The sequence below is a fragment of the Bacillus cereus G9842 genome, from assembly GCF_000021305.1.
GTDB classification, from domain to species: domain Bacteria; phylum Bacillota; class Bacilli; order Bacillales; family Bacillaceae_G; genus Bacillus_A; species Bacillus_A thuringiensis_S.
Map to the genome: position 1 here is coordinate 54148 of NC_011772.1, position 21648 is coordinate 75795.

Here is a 21648-nt window from a genome sequence, read left to right on the forward strand (position 1 = left end):
AATGTTGTCGCTTTGGCATGTCCAAAGCATTTTTCTGTTTTCCTTTTCCGAAATATTTGCATAAAATAGAATGGCTTGCTCTTTATGTTGAGAGGAGTTTTAAAAATGATAGGTTTATTAGAGCAATTTTATAAAAATAAAGAGATACAATCAGTTATTAATGGATTAGAAGATGGGTTAAAGGAACAACTTATATCAGGGATGGCAACGTCTTCTCGTTCATTATTAATGGCGGCTTTATATAAAAAAACAAAAAAATCACAATTAATCGTGACACATAACTTATACCAAGCGCAAAAAGTACATGAAGATTTAGTGGCGTTACTTGGTGAAAAAGATGTGTGGCTATATCCAGTGAATGAACTTATAGCATCGGAAATTGGGGTTGCAAGTCCAGAATTGAAGGCGCAACGTATAGAAGTGTTAAATCGCTTGGCTGCTGGAGAGAATGGAATCATTGTAGCTCCAGTGGCAGGATTGCGTAGATTTTTACCAATAAAAGAATTGTGGAAGCAAAAGCAAGTTGAAATCAATCTAGGGCAAGAGATTGATTTAGATGCGCTCTTGCATACTTTACATCATATTGGCTATGAACGTAAGTCGATGGTAGAAGCTCCAGGGGAGTTCAGTTTGCGCGGGGGAATATTAGATATTTATCCTTTAACTGAAGAACTACCATTTCGTATTGAATTCTTCGATACAGAAGTCGATTCTATTCGATTATTTGATGTGGATGAACAGCGTTCTCAAGGAAAAAAAGAAAGCGTTAAGTTTGGTCCGGCAACAGAGTTTTTATTTTCACAGGAAGAATTAAAATCAGGAATTCAGCATCTTGAAGAAGGTTTGACTAAGACGATGCAAAAACTTTCTGATGATAAACTAAAGACTACAGTACTTGAGACGGTAAGTCATGAAATTGAGATGTTGAAAAACGGGCAAAGTATAGAACAGATGTTTAAATACTTATCTATTTTCTATAAAGAACCTGCTAGTCTGATAGATTATTTACCAGAAGACGGTGTTGTAATTTTAGATGAGATTTCCCGTATTCAAGAAACAGCATCACATCTGGAAACAGAAGAGGCGGAATGGTATATATCACTTCTTGGTGAAGGAACAATTATTCAAGATTTATCTTTCTCTCACGCATTCGAGGGATTTCTTCATCATAAAAAAAGAAATTTTGTATATTTAACGTTATTCTTGCGTCATATTGCACACACACATCCGCAAAATATTGTGAATGTAACATGTAAAACAATGCAAGATTTCCATGGACAGATGAATTTGTTAAAAACAGAAATTGATAGATGGAATGAAGGGCATTTTACGACTGTTGTACTTGGAACAGATGATGAACGTGTGAAAAAATTACAACATATTTTAAGTGATTATGATATTGAGGCAGATATTGTGGAAGGTACAGATATCTTATTGTCTGGAAGGTTACAAATTGCTGTAGGTGATTTACATGCAGGATTTGAAATGCCGATGCAAAAGCTTGTTGTCATTACTGAAAAGGAGCTTTTTCATAAGAAAGTTAAAAAATCACAACGTAAACAAAAGTTATCGAATGCTGAACGTATTAAAAGTTATTCGGAATTAAAAGTTGGAGATTATGTAGTTCATGTAAATCATGGTATAGGTAAATTTTTAGGTATTGAGACATTAGAGATTAATGGTGTTCATAAAGATTATTTAAATATTAAATATCAAGGTAATGATAAGTTATACGTTCCAATTGAACAAATTGATCAAGTCCAAAAATATGTAGGGTCTGAAGGTAAGGATCCAAAAGTTTACAAATTAGGTGGTAATGATTGGAAGAAGGTTAAAACGAAAGTTGAAAAATCTGTACAAGACATTGCGGATGACCTAATTAAACTATATGCTGAACGCGAAGCTTCAAAAGGCTATGCATATACGCCAGATACAGCAGAACAACAAGAGTTCGAATCATCTTTCCCATATCAAGAGACAGAGGATCAGTTACGTTCTATTGACGAGATTAAAAAAGATATGGAACGCGGACGCCCGATGGATAGGCTCCTTTGTGGTGATGTAGGGTATGGAAAGACTGAAGTGGCTATTCGTGCGGCATTTAAAGCAATTATGGATGAAAAACAAGTTGCAATTTTAGTACCGACAACGATTCTTGCGCAGCAACACTATGAAACAATTCGAGAGCGTTTTCAAGATTATCCAATCAATATAGGATTATTAAGTAGATTCCGTACGAGAAAACAACAAAATGAAACGATTAAGGGTTTAAAGGATGGCACAATAGATATTGTAATCGGAACACATCGTATTTTATCTAAAGATGTTACTTATAAAGATTTAGGGCTTCTTATTATTGATGAAGAACAAAGATTTGGTGTGACGCATAAAGAGAAAATTAAACAATTGAAGGCGAATGTTGACGTATTAACATTAACGGCAACTCCGATTCCACGGACGCTTCATATGTCTATGCTTGGTGTGCGCGACTTATCTGTTATTGAGACACCGCCAGAAAATCGTTTCCCAGTCCAAACGTATGTAGTAGAGTATAATCCAGCATTAATGCGAGAGGCGATAGAGCGAGAGCTTGCAAGAGGCGGTCAAATTTACTTCCTATATAACCGTGTAGAGGATATTGAAAGAAAAGCAGATGAAATTTCGATGTTAGTTCCAGATGCCCGTGTAACATACGCACATGGGAAAATGAACGAAAGTGAATTAGAGTCTGTTATGCTATCATTTTTAGAAGGACAGCATGATGTTCTTGTAAGTACAACAATTATTGAGACGGGTGTAGATATTCCGAATGTAAATACGTTAATTGTATTTGATGCAGATCGTATGGGATTATCACAGTTGTATCAGCTTCGTGGGCGTGTTGGACGTTCTAATCGTGTTGCATATGCATACTTTGCCTATAAACGTGACAAAGTGCTGTCAGAGGTTGCAGAGAAGCGTCTGCAAGCAATTAAAGAGTTCACGGAACTTGGATCTGGTTTCAAAATTGCGATGAGAGATTTATCTATTCGTGGAGCAGGTAATTTGTTAGGGGCAGAGCAGCATGGATTTATTGATTCTGTCGGATTTGATCTATATTCTCAAATGTTAAAAGATGCAATTGAACAGCGTAGAGGAACAGATGGGGCTGAAAATACAGTTAATGTTGAAATTGACTTAGAGGTAGATGCATACTTACCAGATGCTTATATTTCAGATAGTAAGCAAAAAATTATGATGTATAAACAATTTAGAGGTGTTTCTGCAATTGAGGATATTGAAGAATTGCAGGAAGAAATGATCGATAGATTCGGTGATTATCCACAAGAAGTCGGTTATTTATTACAAATTGCAAATATTAAAGTGTTGGCAATGAAAGAACAAATTGAGTTAATTAAACAGAATAAATTTGAAGTAACATTCCTGTTTTCTGAACAAGCAAGTCAAAATATTGATGGTGGAAAATTATTCATGCTTGGAAATAGTTTTGGACGTATGATCGGTTTAGGAATGGAAGGATCACAATTGAAAATTGTTATGAAAACAAATGGTTTAGAGACATCGAAGTGGTTAACAATTGCTGAAAATTTATTAAAAGGCTTACCAGATGTAAAAAAAGAAGTAATAAATGCCTAAAATAAGATAAAAAAATACAATTCGACGTGCATAGAAGAACTAATGTGTAAAATACTATGTCTAACAGTTGGTGATTTTTACATGAACAGGTAAATTCACCACTTTGATCATCAGTAGAAAGTGAGGCAGCATTAGAATGAAAGCAACTGGAATCGTACGTCGAATTGATGATTTAGGCAGGGTAGTAATCCCGAAGGAAATTCGTAGAACTTTACGTATTCGAGAAGGAGACCCACTAGAAATATTTGTTGATCGCGATGGAGAGGTAATTTTAAAGAAGTATTCTCCAATTAGTGAACTAGGTGATTTTGCAAAAGAATATGCTGAGGCTTTATATGACAGCTTAGGACATAATGTGCTTGTCTGTGATCGAGATTCTATCATCGCAGTATCAGGCGTATCGAAAAAAGAATACTTAAATAAAAGTGTTGGCGATTTAATCGAAAAAACGATGGAAGAACGAAAGTCTGTTATTATGACGGACGAAAGTGATATTTCCATTATCGATGGTGTAACAGAAAAGGTTCATTCTTATACAGTTGGACCGATTGTTGCAAACGGAGACCCGATTGGAGCTGTCATTATTTTTTCGAAAGAAGCTATTATAAGCGAAATCGAGCATAAAGCGGTTAATACTGCTGCCAGTTTCTTAGCGAAACAAATGGAACAGTAAGGGTGTATAATTTTAGAAGTAGCAATTTTTCCTAATTATGATCTTTCTTTTTGAGAAATCAATTATTTGGAGATATATGTATATTGAATGAAGGTAGCGCTTTGCTACCTTTTTTCGTTGAGTATTTTTAACGGTGCAGGAACCTATTATTACCCGTGGTGGTAAGGCAGCTTGTTCATTTCTTTATGATATAATACGAGAGGTGAGAATAGAAAAAGGAGTTTTCTTGTATGGAAGCGAAGAAGTATCAAGCCTTTTGGCGTGGGGCTATTATATTAACGATTGCAAGTTTTGTTACAAAAGTATTAAGCGCTTTTTACCGTATTCCATATCAAAATATAGCGGGTGATATTGGTTTTTATATTTATCAACAAATTTACCCGTTTTATGGATTTTGTTTAATTTTAGCTACTTATGGGTTTCCTATTATCATTTCGAAAATGGTTGCAGAACGACTAGAGCGGGGAAAACAAAAAGAAGCAGAAGAAATTATTTGTGTATCTTTTTGGTTTTTATTGGGAATTGGTTTTATAGGCTTCTTTACATTGTTTTTTGGGGCCAAAACAATTGCCATAGCTATGGGCGATATATACTTAGATAAGTTACTACGTGTTATTTCATTTTCATTCTTATTGATGCCGTTTTTGTCTGTAGCAAGAGGGTATTTTCAAGGCTTCAATAATATGATGCCAACAGCTGTTTCGCAAGTAATAGAACAAACAATTCGAGTTTCTATTATTGTATTTTTATCGCTATTCCTAATTGCTCACGGATTTGATTTATATACAGTTGGTGCAGGGGCTATGTTAGGCTCAATTGCGGGTGGACTTATTGGGATTATTGTACTTATGTTGTATATGCGTCGAGATTTTCGTTCTATATTTTTCAAAAGTGTAGCGAGAATTAAGGGCAAAAGGAGGATAATTAAAATCCTTTTTTGGCAGGGGTTAGCGATTTGTGTTAGTAATTTAGTGCTTATTTTTATACAGATGGCAGATTCAATATCCTTGTACACCTTACTTATTGGTGCGGGAGAACAGGTTGAAAGTGCAAAGGTATTAAAGGGTGTTTATGATAGAAGTATTCCGCTAATGCAATTAGGTACTGTTGTGACGACTTCTTTCTCGTTGTCACTTATTCCAATTATTACAGCGGCGAAGGAAAGAGGAGATCTTTCCTTTATTCAAGAAAAGGTAAAGTTAGCAATGAAAATAACACTTGTTATTGGACTTGCAGCAGCTATTGGACTAACTTGTATTATTCAACCTACGAATATTATGTTGTTTGAAAATAGTGATGGATCAGATGTTTTATCTATTTTATCTTTATCTATTTTATTTAGCTCGTTGTCAATTACGACGGCTTCTATTTTACAAGGGTTGGGACAAACATTTAAGCCAGCATTATTTGTTGTATTTGGAGGTTGCTTAAAGTTAGCGTTAAATTATATATTTATGCCTTATTTTGGTGTGAAAGGGGCAGCCTTTGCGACTTTGTGTGCGTTAATTATAATTTCTGGGCTAAATAGTTTGTTGCTTATGAGAGCTGTATCAGGATCGCTTATCAATAAGCGAAATATGTTAGGTGTAGTGATTAGTGGTATCTGTATGGGATTTGTATTAATGATGTTCACACGTGTGTTGCAGGTGTCTGGATTAGTAATTGATACGGAACATAGAGGAATCGCGACGCTTGAAGCGTTGCTAGGTGTAGTTGTCGGCGGATTGACATATATGTTTTTAATTTTGAAATTACGTGTATTTACAAAAAAAGAATTAGGAACCGTTATGAAACAAGAGAAAAAAGAAGGTTCATTGAAGAAGAGTGGATAGAGGTGACAGATTGTGAGTGGAATCATTACTATTTTAGGTTTAGGTGCTGGTGAATTAGATCAGCTAACGATGGGTGTATATCGAAAGATAAAAGAAGCAGATCATCTGTTTGTTAGGACGAAGGAACATCCAGTTATAGAAGAATTGGAGAAAGAAGGCGTGCAATATACGGCTTTTGATGATGTATATGAAGCGCATGATACGTTTGAAATTGTATATGAAACAATTGCGAATAAATTGCTAGAACAAGCTGAAGGTACAGAAATTATCTATGCTGTTCCAGGGCATCCGCTTGTAGCAGAAAGAACAGTTCAGCTACTGTTGGAAAAAGGTGAAGATTCAAATGTTGAATTGCGAATTGAGGGTGGACAAAGTTTCCTTGATCCTATGTTTGCAAGCCTAAAGATTGATCCAATTGAAGGATTTCAATTACTTGACGCTACATCATTTAAAAGAGGACAATTAGAATTACGTCAACATCTAATCTTTTGCCAAGTATATGATGCATTCGTTGCATCTGATGTGAAATTAACATTAATGGAGATGTTGCCGGATGATTATGAAGTGTATATCGTAACAGCTGCAGGAACTTCATTTGAACAAGTAAAGAAGGTACCGTTGTATATGTTAGATCATGAAACGGAATTGAATAATTTAACGAGTGTGTATGTGCCGCCAGTTCAGGAGCGTGCATCCTTGTATCAACAGTTCGATGTACTTAGAGAAATTATTGCAGAACTTCGAGGCCCAAATGGTTGTCCGTGGGATAAAAAGCAAACACATCAATCATTAAAGAAATATTTAATTGAGGAAGCTTATGAAGTATTGGAAGCAATTGATGAAGAGGATGATGATCACTTAGTAGAAGAATTAGGTGATATATTATTACAAGTTATGCTTCATGCTCAAATTGGAGAAGATGAAGGTTGGTTTTCTATAGATGAAATCATTCGAACTCTATCTGAGAAAATGGTTCGTCGCCATCCACATGTATTTGGAAATACGGATGTAAACAATGCTGATGAAGTGATTGCCAATTGGGAAGAAATTAAAAAACAAGAAAAAGGATTCGTGAAAGAATCTGTTTTAAATGGCGTTCCAAAAAGTTTGCCGCAGTTACTACGCGCCTATGAAATTCAGAAGAAAGCCGGTAAGGTTGGATTTGATTGGGTTGATGTGCAGCCTATGATAGAGAAAGCTTTGGAAGAATGGCAAGAGTTCCAACAAGAAGTTACAAACATGGATGAGGAAAAGATGCTAGGTGAGTTTGGTGATTTACTATTTGCATTTGTTAATATAGCTCGTCATTATAAAATAGATCCAGAAGAGGCGTTACGTTCAACTAATGAGAAATTTACTGGTCGTTTTTTATACATGGAGGCAAAAGTAGCTGAAATGAATAAAGAGATGGAAGATTTATCATTAGAAAAGTTAGATGTTTTATGGGAAGAAGCGAAACAAACAGAGCGTTAATAGGGGGATTTGAGATGCGTCTAGATAAGTTTTTAAAAGTGTCACGTTTAATTAAAAGAAGAACATTAGCGAAAGAAGTAGCTGATCAAGGAAGAATATCTATTAATGGTCAAGTGGCAAAAGCAAGTTCGGATGTGAAAGTAGCTGATGAATTAACAATTCGTTTTGGTCAAAAAATAGTGACTGTAAAAATAAATGAATTGAAAGAAACAACTAAAAAAGAAGATGCAGCAAATATGTATAGCTTAGTTCGCGAAGAAAAAGTAAAAGCGGAAGAAGGCTTGTTCTAAAATCATTTATCCCCTCATACATTACTATTAGCTAGTAAAAACCTATGGGGGGATTTACGTGAATAATGGTTACTCACCTACGTCTTCTAATCAACAAAATGTTTCTGTGGAGCATGATATTATTATGCGTGGAAGGCGTGTAATTGATATTACTGGTGTGAAGCAGGTAGAGAGTTTTGATAGCGAAGAGTTTTTACTCGAAACCGTAATGGGTTTTTTAACGATTCGTGGTCAAAATTTACAAATGAAAAATTTAGATGTAGAAAAAGGTATTGTGTCGATTAAAGGGAAAGTTCATGAGATGCTGTATATTGATGAAAATCAAGGAGAAAAAACTAAAGGTTTCTTTAGTAAGTTGTTTAAATGAGCTTAACAATTCAGTTGTATACAATGCTTTCAATGATTGGAATGGGTGCTTGGATTGGAGCATCTTTAGATACATATCAACGTTTTTTAAAGCGTCAAGAACGTAAACGTTGGCTTGTATTTATACATGATATACTATTTTGGATTGTCCAAGCATTATTTGTCTTTTATGTATTGCTTCTCGTAAATGAAGCTGAGTTACGTATATATGTGTTTTTGGCATTATTATGTGGTTTTGCGGCATATCAAAGCTTACTGAAAGCACTATACATGAAGCTGTTAAATTTTCTCATCTATATTTTTATGCAAACAACATATTTTTTTGTTCGAATTATACAGCTACTCATGATAAAACCTGTTATTATTATAGCGCAGCTATTTATTGCATTTATATTATTCTTATTTCGTATACTGCTTTCAATTGGACATGTGTTATGGAAAATGGTGATTTGGATATTACTTTTCATATGGAAAGTTTTTTTCTGGCCTGTTCGATTTATTGCTTCGCTCATATGGAAACTTCTCCCTAATCGTGTTAAACTTTTTATAGTGAAACATATAGGGTTCCTGCAATATATAGCAAAATTGAAGGGACATATCTTCCAAATATGGGAGCGTATAAAAAAGAAGTTAGGGGGACCTCGGAAATGAGGGAACTGAGACAAAGAACAATCGAAAAACAGAGTCCAAATCCTGTTAAAGAGCATATAATACAAACGGATGAGAACAGGAAGCGACTTTATCGCCGTTTAGCGGTTTTTCTTGTCTTTACTTTTACAATTATTGCGAGTATTAGTGTAACGTTTTATCAACAAAACAGTTCCATTAAAGCAAAAGAAGCAAAAGTTAAGGACATGAAAAAAGAACTGGATTCATTAACGAATAAAGAAAAAAGTCTAAAAGACGAAGTTCAAAAGTTAAATGATGAAGAGTACGTATTAAAGATTGCTAGAAGGGATTATTTCTTCTCTGGTAAAGGGGAGATAATTTTTCCTGTTTCGAAGTAGAGTATGTCTTATTGACACTATATTTTAGGATTATATATAATAAAGTAAAATTTGACTTTTTAACCACTAAGGAGGAGCATTTTTTTTATGTCAATCGAGGTAGGCAGCAAGTTACAGGGTAAAGTAACAGGTATTACAAATTTTGGGGCTTTTGTGGAGCTGCCAGAAGGCTTAACTGGTCTTGTTCATATTAGTGAAGTTGCTGATAACTATGTAAAAGATATTAACGATCACTTAAAAGTGGGCGACCAAGTAGAAGTAAAAGTTATTAATGTTGAAAAAGATGGAAAGATTGGTTTATCTATCAAAAAAGCGAAAGAACGTGAAAAAACAGAAGGAGATCGTCCACGCGGTGAATACCAACGCGGTGGTGATCAACAACGTTCTGGACGTCCACAACGTAATAATCGCTCTTTCAACAGAGATAATCGCGGTGGCGGTAACGACCGAGCTCCAAAAGAAACATTTGAGCAAAAGATGGCACGCTTCTTAAAGGATAGCGAAGATCGTTTAACTTCTTTAAAGCGTAACACAGAGTCTAAACGTGGTGGCCGTGGCGCACGTCGCGGATAATAAGACCGTTTAGTTTTTAACATATAGAGAGGTACCCAGAGTGATGGCTCAGGGTACTTTTTTATATGTGAAAATATATTTTAAAAAAGTTTTCAAGATATGTTGACTTTAAATAATATCTGATGTAAGATACTAATTGTCCGTTAAATACGACGACATGGCGGTGTAGCTCAGCTGGCTAGAGCGTACGGTTCATACCCGTGAGGTCGGGGGTTCGATCCCCTCCGCCGCTATATTTAATTTAACGGCCCGTTGGTCAAGTGGTTAAGACACCGCCCTTTCACGGCGGTAACACGGGTTCGAATCCCGTACGGGTCATCTAAAAAGATCATGCAAATTTGCATGATCTTTTTTTGTTAAATGGATTAAGATATACAACACTTCTACAAAATCACCCTATATTTTCTGAATATTTAATTAAAAAATCGAAATAACTTACATACCGTGTATATCTGTAGAGTTATTTCGAATAAAAAGTCGAACGATTATAAAAGTGAAAACTGTTGTTTTGACAAAAATCCCAACAATCATCTTTTATAATGACAGTAATTAAACTATGCAGGTGGTGTTAAAAGTATGCCTAAAGCAGGAAGGAATACTATGAATACAAGTGTATTGGCAATGAATGAGAGTCAGCTTGGAGGAATAAAGTGGACGAGTAAGTTGCGAATGAAATTTGAACAAGTTTTCTTTAGATGGGGATTTATTATTGTTGTTATTGGTTTTCTTTTGGGAAGAGCATATATATTAACAAATATCTTACCGTTTGCACTACCATTTTTTGCTGCTGTTTATGTTATGAAGCGGGATAAGATGCCGCTAGCATTTTTAGCTCTAATGGGAGGAGCTCTTTCAGTCTCGATAGATAATTTGTTTTTTACTTTTGCATCTATCTTTACTTTCTTCATTTATAATATCTTCTTTAGTAGATTCACACGTAAAACCGTTGGACTTGTTCCATTTCAAGTATTTATCTCCGCATTAACCGCACACTTAGTTGTTGTATATTTTGCACAACAAACTGTCACCATGTACGATTTACTCGTTAGTACCATTGAGGCTGGGCTTAGTTTTGTATTAACTATGATATTTTTACAAAGTGTTCCGCTTTTAGTAGAAAGGAAAGGAAAACAACAGGCGTTAGAGACGGAAGAAATTGTTTGTTTGATTATATTACTAGCATCTGTTTTAACGGGTACAACAGATTGGTTTGTATATGATGCTTCTATTCAACATATTTTTACACGGTATTTAGTACTAGTATTTGCATTTATTGCGGGTGCTGCTACAGGATCTACAGTGGGGGTCGTAACAGGTTTGATATTAAGTTTAGCAAATGTATCTAGCTTGTCCCAGCTTAGCCTTCTTGCTTTTTCTGGATTGCTTGGTGGGTTGTTAAAAGAAGGGAAGCGTTTAGGTGTTAGTTTAGGTTTATTAATTGGGACAAGCTTAATTACATTATATGTAGACAAACAGACAAATATTGTAACGACTTTAATTGAGTCAGGCGTAGCGATTGCTATCTTCTTATTAACGCCAAAGCTTGTTTTAGATCGTATTGCTAAATTTATGCCAGGTACACAAGAGCATTCGCAAGATCAACAACAATATTTAAGAAGGATGCGCGATGTTACAGCGAACAAAATCAACCAATTTGCAAATGTATTTGCTGCTTTATCTAATAGCTTTTCTGTATATGGGTATGTAGAGGAAGAAGATAAAGAGACAGAAGCAGATTTGTTTTTGAGTACAATTACTGCGAAAACATGTCAAACATGCTTTAAAAAGGATCAATGCTGGGTAGTGAATTTCGATAAAACGTACGATTATATGAAACAAATAATGAGTGAAACGGAAGAAGGAACCCTGCAACATAATCGTAAATTAGTTCGTGAGTGGGACAAGCATTGTGTGAGAGGGAAAAAAGTGACGGATTTAGTAGCGGGTGAATTAGATCATTTCTATGAGGGACAAAAATTACGAAAACAAATGAAGGAAAATCGTAGAATAGTTGCGGAGCAACTATTAGGTGTATCAAAGGTTATGGAGGATTTTGCTAAGGAGATACAACGAGAGCGTGAAAATCATCAGGTGCAGGAAGAACAGATTATGCAAGCGTTCCGTGATTTTGGTGTCGAAGTAGAGCATGTTGATATTTATTGTTTAGATAGAGGAAGTATTGATATTGAAATGTTGATTCCCGTTGCATCTAATGAACATGGTGAATGTGAAAAGTTAGTTGCACCGATGCTTTCGGATATCCTTAAAGAAAATATTGTCGTTAAACATGAAGAAAAGTCTTCTTATCCGAATGGCCACAGTTTAATATCATTCGGTTCGGCGAAGACGTATTCTCTTGATACGGGATTGGCCACAGCCGCAAAGGGCGGTGGATTTGTTTCGGGTGACTCTTATGCGATGATGGATTTAAGTGTTGGCAAATATGCACTTGCGATTAGTGATGGTATGGGGAATGGGCAAAGAGCTCATATGGAAAGTAAGGAAACGGTGAAATTATTACAAAAAATACTCCAATCCGGTATTGACGAAGAAATAGCGATTAAGTCTATTAATTCAATTCTTTCTTTGAGAACGACGGAAGAGATGTTTACGACATTAGACTTAGCTATGGTAGATTTGCGAGATGCGAGTGCAAGGTTTTTAAAGATCGGATCAACGCCGAGTTTTGTTAAACGCGCGAATAATATTTTGAAAATTGAAGCAAGTAATTTGCCGATGGGAATCATCGAAGATGTTGAAGTTGATGTGGTGGGTGAACAATTAAAAACGGGCGATATCCTTATTATGATGAGCGATGGGATTTTTGAGGGAGCGCAGCATGTAGAGAATCATGAATTGTGGATGAAACGAAAAATTAAAGAATTGCAAACCGAAGACCCGCAAGAAATTGCTGATATCATTATGGAAGAAGTGATTCGCTCTTGTGATGGTTATATAAATGATGATATGACTATTGTAGTGGCAAAAGTGAAGAAAAATATGCCGAAGTGGGCTACGATTCCGATTGTAGGCATGCAGGCGCAGTAAAATGTAAGTGGAATGTTTATCTAAAATTTGATTTTAAAAACCTAGGCGAATACCTAGGTTTTTTTGTGGGAAAAGGTAATGCTATTGATTTTGTGAATACAGACGGAGGATGTAAGATAAAAATGTAATTTTTGTATATCTTTTTTTTGCACAATGTTTGTAAAAGTTGTACCATTATAGACAAGGCGACTAATGTTGCTGTTCTTGTTTAATGAAAGGTGATTGCGAAGTTGAAAGATACATTTGTTGAAAAAGTAGATGACTTTGTAAAGCAGCATGATGTATTAAAGAATGATTCAACAATTGTTGTGGGAGTTTCTGGTGGTCCTGACTCGTTAGCCCTTTTATATTATTTATTAGAAAAAAGAGCGGAAAAACAGTTGGAAATTGTAGTAGCTCATGTGGATCATATGTTTAGAGGTGATGAATCTCATGAGGATTTACAGTTTGTGCAGGACCTTTGTGAAGAACTGGGAATTATTTGTGAAACGATAAGAATTAATGTATCACAATATCAACAGCAATACGGGATGAATGCACAGGTTGCTGCTAGGGAATGCAGATATGCATTTTTGGAAAGAATAATGAAGAAATATGATGCAAGATATGTTGCTCTTGGACATCATGGAGATGATCAAGTAGAGACGATTTTAATGCGTCTTGTAAGAGGGAGTACTCCGAAAGGATATGCAGGAATTGCAGTGAAGCGTCCTTTTCATAATGGATATTTAATTAGGCCGTTACTTGGGGTAACGAAGGAAGAAATTGTTGATTACTGTAATAAGCTAAATTTAATTCCACGTATAGATCCGAGTAATAAAAAGGAAGTATATACAAGGAATCGATTACGTAAATATGTCCTTCCTCACTTAAAAGAAGAAAATCCACAAATGCATGAGAAATTCCAAAAATTTAGCGTGCAGATGCAAGAGGATGAGGCTTATTTGCAGGAATTAGCTTTTGAGAAAATGAATAAAGTAATTACAAAAAAAAGTGATAAACAAATTAGCTTATCAATTCCTGCCTTTGAATCCATGTCTATGCCTTTACAAAGAAGAGGGATTCAACTAATATTAAACTATCTTTATGAATATAAGATTCCATCTTCTCTTTCTTCTATACATATTGACAAGGTGATTGAGTTTTTTAAGCGGACACAACCTTCAGGTTCACTTGATTTTCCAGGTGATTTGAAAATTGTTCGTACATACGAGGAGTGTAGCTTTAGATTTAAACAAGAAATTGTCTCTCCTTTTTTGCAAGATTTATCAGTACCCGGGATCATTACGCTATTGAACGGGGATGAATTTGTAACAGAGGTGAGCGAAGATATACCAAGTAACATGAATGAAACAGTATTTGTTGCTAAGTATAATGATATATCATATCCACTTCGTATTCGTTCTAGGGAAAATGGAGATCGCATGTCAATACAAGGTATGGATGGCACGAAAAAGATAAAAGCTATTTTTATCGAAGCGAAAGTACCAAAAGAAAAAAGGGAAGAATGGCCGGTCGTTTGTGATGCAAGTGGGAACATTATTTGGGTACCCTTGTTGAAGCGATCTGCATTTGCAATTTCGAAAGAGATGGCAAAGAAGGGTAAATATATGATTATTCACTACAAAAGCAAGGAGTCTTCCGGGAGGATAATGAAATGATGAATCAAGATATCGAAAAAGTATTAATTTCTGAAGAACAAATACAAGAAAAGGTGCGCGAACTAGGTGCAGTTATTGCAGAGGATTATAAAAACACAGTACCCCTTGCAATTGGTGTATTAAAAGGCGCAATGCCATTTATGGCAGATTTATTAAAGAGAACAGATACATATCTTGAAATGGATTTTATGGCTGTATCTAGTTATGGTCACTCTACAGTTTCAACAGGCGAAGTGAAAATTTTAAAAGATCTTGATACTTCTGTAGAAGGTCGTGATATTTTAATCGTCGAAGATATTATTGATAGTGGTCTTACACTAAGCTACTTAGTAGACTTATTCAAATATCGTAAAGCGAAGTCTGTAAAAATTGTTACATTATTAGATAAGCCAACAGGCCGTAAGGTTGATCTGAAAGCGGATTATGTTGGATTTACTGTTCCACATGAATTTGTAGTAGGATATGGATTAGATTATAAAGAGCAGTACCGTAATCTTCCTTATGTAGGCGTATTAAAACCAAGCGTTTACTCAAATTAATTAAATACAGGCTTTACAATTGTATAGGAAAGTTTTTCTATGTTACGATTTACTATAGTGTTTATGCCGTGAGAGGAGGTTAGGAATGAATCGTATCTTCCGTAATACCATCTTTTATTTACTGATATTCTTAGTAGTAATTGGAATCGTGAGCTATTTTAATGGTTCGACACAAAAAACGACATCAGTTAGCTACGACAAATTCATTACTAAACTAGAAAGCGGTGAAGTGCGTAATGTGCAACTTCAACCGAAAAATGGTGTATTTGAGGTAAAAGGACAATTCAATAACTCTAGCCAAGGAGAACAATTTGTTACTTATGCACCAAATACTGAGGAATTACAAAAGAAAATCAATGATAAAGCGAAAGGTGCCGAAGTTAAGTATCAACCAGCAGAAGAAACAAGTGCTTGGGTAACATTCTTTACTTCAATCATTCCGTTTGTCATCATCTTCATTTTATTCTTCTTCTTATTAAACCAAGCTCAAGGCGGCGGTAGCCGTGTTATGAACTTCGGGAAAAGTAAGGCGAAGTTATATAATGATGAAAAGAAAAAAGTTCGTTTCAGAGATGTTGCTGGGGCGGATGAAGAGAAACAAGAACTTGTTGAGGTAGTTGAATTCTTAAAAGACCCTCGTAAGTTTTCTGAAGTTGGTGCCCGTATTCCAAAGGGTGTCCTATTAGTTGGACCTCCAGGTACAGGTAAAACTTTATTAGCACGTGCTGTTGCAGGTGAGGCTGGCGTTCCATTCTTCTCTATCAGTGGTTCTGACTTTGTAGAGATGTTTGTCGGTGTCGGTGCATCACGTGTACGTGATTTATTTGAAAATGCAAAGAAAAATGCTCCTTGTATCATTTTCATTGATGAAATTGATGCAGTAGGTCGTCAACGTGGCGCAGGTCTTGGTGGTGGTCATGATGAGCGTGAGCAAACATTGAATCAGTTACTTGTTGAAATGGATGGATTCGGTGCAAACGAAGGTATTATTATCATTGCTGCGACAAACCGTCCAGACATTCTTGACCCAGCGTTATTACGTCCAGGTCGTTTTGACCGTCAAATTACAGTAGATCGTCCAGATGTAAATGGCCGTGAAGCTGTACTGAAAGTACATGCGCGTAATAAACCGCTTGATGAGCATATTAATTTAAGAGCAATTGCGACTCGTACACCAGGATTCTCTGGTGCGGATCTTGAAAACTTATTAAACGAAGCTGCTTTAGTAGCTGCACGTCGAGATAAGAAGAAAATTGATATGAGTGATATCGATGAAGCAACGGATCGTGTTATTGCAGGTCCAGCTAAGAAAAGTCGTGTTATCTCTGAAAAAGAACGTAATATCGTTGCTTTCCATGAAGCAGGCCACACTGTAATTGGTGTTGTTCTTGATGAGGCTGATGTCGTTCATAAAGTAACAATTGTCCCTCGTGGTCAAGCTGGTGGATATGCGGTAATGCTTCCGAAGGAAGATCGTTACTTCATGACAAAGCCAGAGTTACTTGATAAAATCACTGGTTTACTTGGTGGTCGAGTAGCTGAGGAGATTGTATTTGGTGAAGCAAGTACAGGTGCTCACAACGACTTCCAACGTGCGACTGGTATTGCAAGACGTATGGTTACGGAATTCGGTATGAGTGATAAGCTTGGACCGATGCAATTTGGTAGCTCACAAGGTGGTCAGGTATTCTTAGGAAGAGACTTCCATTCAGAACAAAACTACAGTGATGCAATTGCGCATGAAATTGATGTGGAAATGCAAACGATTATTAAAGACTGTTATGCTCGTGCGAAACAAATTCTTACTGAAAAACGAGATAAGCTTGATATTATCGCAAAAACGTTACTTGAAGTAGAAACATTAGATGCAGAGCAAATTAATCATTTATATGATTATGGCAGATTACCTGAGCGTCCAACATCTTCAGATGATGTGAAAGTAAACATCAATATGAAGAAAGACGATGAAGATAAAGAAGATAAGTAAGAAATGAAGGAGTGACTATCGTCACTCCTTTTTTATTTGTTAAGATTTTTGCTAATTACTATTGAGGGCTTAGTGGATAAAGTAATTTAAGTAAAACTAGTATTAAAAATTGAAATAGAGAGCAATCTTTTTGTAAAATGATGAGGATAGGAAAGCTGATTATATAAGTATGTGTGATATGATGTTTTTATAAGTTTTATACATACTACACAAATATAGATTAAATAAGATAAGTGGTGAGAATATGATTTTTGTATTGGATGTAGGGAACACAAATGCTGTACTAGGCGTGTTTGAAGAGGGGGAACTTCGTCAGCATTGGCGCATGGAAACAGATCGTCATAAGACAGAAGATGAATATGGAATGCTTGTAAAACAGTTACTTGATCATGAGGGTCTCTCGTTTGAAGATGTGAAAGGTATTATTGTGTCTTCAGTCGTACCACCAATTATGTTCGCTTTAGAACGTATGTGTGAAAAGTATTTTAAAATTAAACCGCTTGTAGTAGGACCTGGAATAAAAACGGGGCTAAATATTAAATATGAAAATCCACGTGAAGTAGGCGCAGATCGAATTGTAAATGCAGTAGCAGGAATCCAATTGTATGGAAGTCCACTTATTATTGTTGATTTTGGTACGGCTACTACATATTGTTATATTAATGAAGAAAAGCATTATATGGGTGGAGTTATTACGCCAGGAATTATGATTTCAGCAGAGGCTTTATATAGTAGGGCGGCAAAACTTCCTCGTATTGAAATTACAAAACCGAGCAGTGTTGTTGGGAAGAATACAGTAAGTGCGATGCAATCAGGTATTCTTTATGGTTATGTAGGACAAGTGGAAGGTATTGTTAAGCGTATGAAAGAGGAAGCTAAACAAGAACCGAAAGTTATTGCAACAGGTGGATTGGCGAAATTAATTTCAGAGGAATCGAATGTAATTGATATTGTAGATCCATTTTTAACGTTAAAAGGCTTGTATATGTTATATGAGCGTAATGCAAATTTACAGCAGGAGAAAGGTGAATAAATAAGTATGAAAGATTATTTAGTAAAAGCGTTAGCGTTTGATGGAGAAGTACGTGCGTATAGTGTACGTACAACAAATACAGTAAGTGAGGCACAAAGACGTCATGATACATGGAGGACAGCTTCGGCGGCACTTGGTCGTTCTTTAACTGCAGGTACAATGATGGGTGCGATGTTAAAAGGTGATCAAAAGTTAACGATTAAGGTAGAAGGTAATGGTCCGATTGGCCCTATCTTAGTGGATGCTCATGCAAATGGAGATGTACGTGGCTACGTAACGAATCCACATGTTGATTTTGAAGGAACGGAACAAGGGAAATTACGTGTATATCAAGCGGTAGGTACAGAAGGTTTTGTAACAGTAATTAAAGATATTGGTATGCGTGAGCCGTTTATCGGTCAATCCCCAATCGTTTCGGGAGAACTAGGGGAAGATTTCACGTATTATTTCGCAGTTTCTGAGCAGACGCCTTCTTCTGTTGGTGTCGGTGTCCTTGTAAATGGAGATGACAGCGTATTAGCGGCGGGTGGATTTATCCTTCAAATTATGCCGGGCGCACAGGAAGAAACAATTTCATTCATTGAAGATCGTTTGCAAAAAATCCCGCCTGTATCAACATTGATTGAACGAGGCCTTTCTCCAGAAGAGCTACTATATGCAGTCCTTGGAGAAGATAAAGTAAAAGTATTAGAAACAATGGATGTTCAATTTAATTGTACGTGTTCACGTGAGCGTATTGAGAGTGTGTTAATTAGTTTAGGTAAAACAGAGTTAGAGCAAATTCGTGAAGAAGAAGAAGAGACAGAAGTTCATTGCCATTTCTGTAATGAACGTTACAAGTTCTCTAAAGAAGATATTACAAATTTAATTGAGAATTTGTAATAAGGGGATTAACCCTCCGAATAGATTGACAAACAGGGAATTTTCTGACAAAATCTAAATATAGATAAAACCAATAAAAATACTCGGTGTTAGGAGTGACAGGAATGCGAGTGGCACAATCAGTTTCAGAATTAATCGGGAAAACGCCGATCGTTAAGTTGAACCGCATCGTAGAATCAGACAGCGCAGATATATACTTAAAACTAGAATTTATGAATCCGGGGAGTAGCGTTAAAGATCGTATTGCACTAGCTATGATTGAAGATGCTGAAAAAAAGGGATTGTTAAAAGAGGGCGATACAATCATTGAACCAACAAGTGGTAACACAGGTATTGGTTTAGCGATGGTAGCGGCTGCTAAAGGATATAATGCAATTTTAGTAATGCCAGAAACAATGAGTATTGAGCGTCGTAATTTATTACGTGCTTACGGTGCTGAATTAGTATTGACTCCAGGTCCTGAAGGGATGGGTGGAGCAATTCGTAAAGCAACTGAATTAGCAAAAGAGCATGGTTACTTTATACCGCAACAGTTCCAAAATCAATCGAATCCACAAATTCACCGTTTAACAACAGGTCCAGAAATTGTTGAACAAATGGGTGATCAATTAGATGCGTTTATTGCAGGTATTGGTACAGGTGGAACAATTACTGGTGCTGGTGAAGTGCTGAAGGAAGCATATGAAGGTATTAAAATTTATGCAGTAGAACCTGCGGATTCACCAGTGTTATCTGGTGGGAAACCAGGTCCACATAAAATCCAAGGAATTGGGGCGGGATTTGTCCCAGAGACATTGGATGTAGAAGTATATGATGAAATTATTCAAGTGAAAACAGAGCAAGCATTTGAATATGCGAGAAGAGTGGCTAAAGAAGAAGGTATTTTAGTTGGTATCTCTTCAGGAGCAGTTATTTATGCAGCAACAGAAGTTGCGAAAAAGTTAGGTAAAGGGAAAAAGGTACTCGTTATTATTCCAAGTAACGGTGAACGTTATTTAAGTACACCACTTTATCAATTTGAATCATAATTAAATGCGATTGAAAAAGCATCCTTGAAAAAGGATGCTTTTTCTTTTTGGATTGGAAATAGGAAAAGAGTGAATGACTAGAAAACTTCATGTAAAATAAGAGGTAGTATAATTAAATTATTTTCACTAGCCTTCGAGTATAATCAATCTCTATATAAATAACTTATGTAGTTTGAGGTGGTTCATCTAAGAGGGTGGGATAAAAGAAGACGGGGTGTTGATATGCAACGAAGAAAATCTTTAGCGCTTTCTATTCCATATCAGTTAGATTTCTTTAAGCAATATAAATTTCTTTCTCAGGATAAGCCGCAACATATTTTGCTGGAAAGTGGACGTGGCGGTCGTTATAACATAGTGGGTTTAAACCCGGTAGCGGTAATCCAAGGAAAGGGTGTAAAGTTACATATAAGTGAAAGTGGTAAGGAAACAATAAAAAAAGGGAATCCATTAGATTTAATGCAAGAATATATGGAGAAATGGAAAACAGACTACAATCCAGAGTACCCACCTTTTCAAGGTGGTGCAATGGGCTACTTTAGTTATGATTGTATCCGTTATATTGAAAAACTCCCTTCTCTTGCAGAGGATGATCTGAATATACCCGATATATACTTTTTATTATTTGATGATGTGTTTGTCTATGATCAAAAAGAAAAGGTATTGTGGATTATTACACATTATGTAGATAAGCATGCAGAAGCGGAAGAACGTTTAAATGAATGGAAGGATCTTTGGACGGCAGAAGTGCCTGAAGTGACTATGCCGTTTGAACGTCCTAAAAAGAAAAATGAAGCGGTTGCCTTTACAGAAGCAGGCTTTATGAAGGCTGTTGAATGTATTCAAGAGTATATTGGAAATGGTGATGTGTTTCAAGTAAACTTGTCGACAAGACAGGAAAGAACTTTACAAACGCATCCACTAGAAATTTATACAAGTCTTCGTAAAATTAATCCATCTCCATATATGGGTTACTTAGAGCTTGGGGATTTTCAAATTGTTAGTGCTTCGCCTGAATTGCTGATTAAAAAACAAGGGCAAGAAGTAAGTACACGACCAATTGCAGGTACAAGATCCCGAGGTGCAAATGAACAAGAGGATCAAGACTTAGCAAGGGAATTAATTGAGAACGAAAAGGAACGAGCAGAGCATGTGATGCTTGTAGATTTAGAGCGAAATGATTTAGGACGTGTTTGTAAATATGGTACTGTAGAAGTCGATGAATTTATGGTAATTGAAAAGTACTCACATGTTATGCATATCGTTTCCAATGTGCGTGGTGAGGTGGAAGAAGATAAGGATGCTTTCGATTTAGTGAAAGCTGTATTTCCTGGTGGAACAATTACTGGTGCACCGAAAATACGTACGATGGAGATTATAGAAGAATTAGAGCCTGTTCGTCGAGGGATTTATACAGGTTCAATTGGTTGGATTGGTTATTCTGGAGATACGGAATTAAATATTGTCATTAGAACGCTTCTTGCGAAAGATGGGCAAGCACATGTGCAAGCTGGAGCGGGAATTGTAATTGATTCAAATCCGAAAAATGAATATAAAGAGTCGTTAAAAAAGGCAATTGCTTTATGGCGTGCAAAAGAAAGTAGCGAAGAAACGGTTAGGTGA

Annotated in this window: 17 protein-coding genes and 2 tRNA genes; all 19 read left to right on the forward strand. The window is 36.1% G+C overall.

Going from position 1 to position 21648, the window contains the following annotated elements; genetic code table 11:
- Positions 1-105 precede the first annotated feature (105 nt).
- The 19 genes from mfd to pabB all read left to right on the forward strand — a co-directional run bounded on the left by mfd (position 106) and on the right by pabB (position 21648).
- Entirely contained in the window at positions 106-3636 is a 3531-nt protein-coding gene (gene mfd, locus BCG9842_RS00295; protein WP_000579722.1) for a transcription-repair coupling factor, read from the forward strand.
- Between the two features lie 136 nt (positions 3637-3772).
- On the forward strand, positions 3773-4309 hold the full coding sequence (gene spoVT / locus BCG9842_RS00300; RefSeq protein WP_000648306.1) for a stage V sporulation protein T: 537 nt from the start codon (positions 3773-3775) through the stop codon (positions 4307-4309).
- A 230-nt stretch (positions 4310-4539) separates the two neighbouring features.
- Complete coding sequence (locus tag BCG9842_RS00305; RefSeq protein ID WP_000387575.1) at positions 4540-6141, forward strand: putative polysaccharide biosynthesis protein; 1602 nt, start codon at positions 4540-4542, stop codon at positions 6139-6141.
- 12 nt (positions 6142-6153) lie between these two features.
- Complete coding sequence (mazG, locus tag BCG9842_RS00310; RefSeq protein ID WP_000014232.1) at positions 6154-7614, forward strand: nucleoside triphosphate pyrophosphohydrolase; 1461 nt, start codon at positions 6154-6156, stop codon at positions 7612-7614.
- A gap of 14 nt (positions 7615-7628) precedes the next feature.
- A complete protein-coding gene (locus tag BCG9842_RS00315; RefSeq protein ID WP_001234876.1) occupies positions 7629-7904 on the forward strand; it encodes an RNA-binding S4 domain-containing protein in 276 nt (91 codons plus the stop codon).
- 58 nt (positions 7905-7962) lie between these two features.
- Positions 7963-8271 (forward strand): sporulation protein YabP, encoded by a 309-nt coding sequence (yabP, locus tag BCG9842_RS00320; protein WP_001059105.1) that lies wholly within the window; start codon positions 7963-7965, stop codon positions 8269-8271.
- Positions 8268-8921: a spore cortex biosynthesis protein YabQ gene (gene yabQ / locus BCG9842_RS00325; RefSeq protein ID WP_000059770.1), complete on the forward strand. Its 654-nt coding sequence runs from the start codon at positions 8268-8270 to the stop codon at positions 8919-8921. The genes yabP and yabQ overlap by 4 nt, the downstream gene beginning before the upstream one ends.
- Positions 8918-9277 (forward strand): cell division protein DivIC, encoded by a 360-nt coding sequence (gene divIC, locus BCG9842_RS00330; protein ID WP_001208739.1) that lies wholly within the window; start codon positions 8918-8920, stop codon positions 9275-9277. Before yabQ ends, divIC begins: the two co-directional genes overlap by 4 nt.
- An 87-nt stretch (positions 9278-9364) precedes the next feature.
- Positions 9365-9850, forward strand: a complete 486-nt coding sequence (locus BCG9842_RS00335; protein WP_000021451.1) for a S1 domain-containing RNA-binding protein — start codon at positions 9365-9367, stop codon at positions 9848-9850.
- A 159-nt stretch (positions 9851-10009) separates the two neighbouring features.
- A tRNA-Met gene (locus BCG9842_RS00340) sits at positions 10010-10083 on the forward strand.
- Between the two features lie 13 nt (positions 10084-10096).
- A tRNA-Glu gene (locus BCG9842_RS00345) sits at positions 10097-10168 on the forward strand.
- A gap of 258 nt (positions 10169-10426) precedes the next feature.
- Positions 10427-12898, forward strand: coding sequence for a stage II sporulation protein E (gene spoIIE, locus BCG9842_RS00350; RefSeq protein ID WP_001123558.1), 2472 nt, complete (start codon positions 10427-10429; stop codon positions 12896-12898).
- A 230-nt stretch (positions 12899-13128) separates the two neighbouring features.
- Positions 13129-14559 carry a tRNA lysidine(34) synthetase TilS gene (gene tilS, locus BCG9842_RS00355; RefSeq protein ID WP_000655456.1) on the forward strand — a complete coding sequence of 477 codons (1431 nt, stop codon included), beginning with the start codon at positions 13129-13131 and terminating at the stop codon, positions 14557-14559.
- Complete coding sequence (gene hpt / locus BCG9842_RS00360; RefSeq protein WP_000981846.1) at positions 14556-15098, forward strand: hypoxanthine phosphoribosyltransferase; 543 nt, start codon at positions 14556-14558, stop codon at positions 15096-15098. Before tilS ends, hpt begins: the two co-directional genes overlap by 4 nt.
- An 85-nt stretch (positions 15099-15183) precedes the next feature.
- Complete coding sequence (gene ftsH / locus BCG9842_RS00365; protein ID WP_001079668.1) at positions 15184-17085, forward strand: ATP-dependent zinc metalloprotease FtsH; 1902 nt, start codon at positions 15184-15186, stop codon at positions 17083-17085.
- A 244-nt stretch (positions 17086-17329) separates the two neighbouring features.
- Positions 17330-18118, forward strand: coding sequence for a type III pantothenate kinase (locus BCG9842_RS00370; protein ID WP_000578366.1), 789 nt, complete (start codon positions 17330-17332; stop codon positions 18116-18118).
- Between the two features lie 6 nt (positions 18119-18124).
- Entirely contained in the window at positions 18125-19000 is an 876-nt protein-coding gene (gene hslO, locus BCG9842_RS00375) for a redox-regulated molecular chaperone HslO (protein ID WP_000656369.1), read from the forward strand.
- A gap of 104 nt (positions 19001-19104) precedes the next feature.
- Positions 19105-20028 carry a cysteine synthase A gene (gene cysK, locus BCG9842_RS00380; RefSeq protein WP_001261716.1) on the forward strand — a complete coding sequence of 308 codons (924 nt, stop codon included), beginning with the start codon at positions 19105-19107 and terminating at the stop codon, positions 20026-20028.
- Positions 20029-20250: 222 nt separating this feature from the next.
- A complete protein-coding gene (gene pabB, locus BCG9842_RS00385) occupies positions 20251-21648 on the forward strand; it encodes an aminodeoxychorismate synthase, component I (protein WP_001189711.1) in 1398 nt (465 codons plus the stop codon).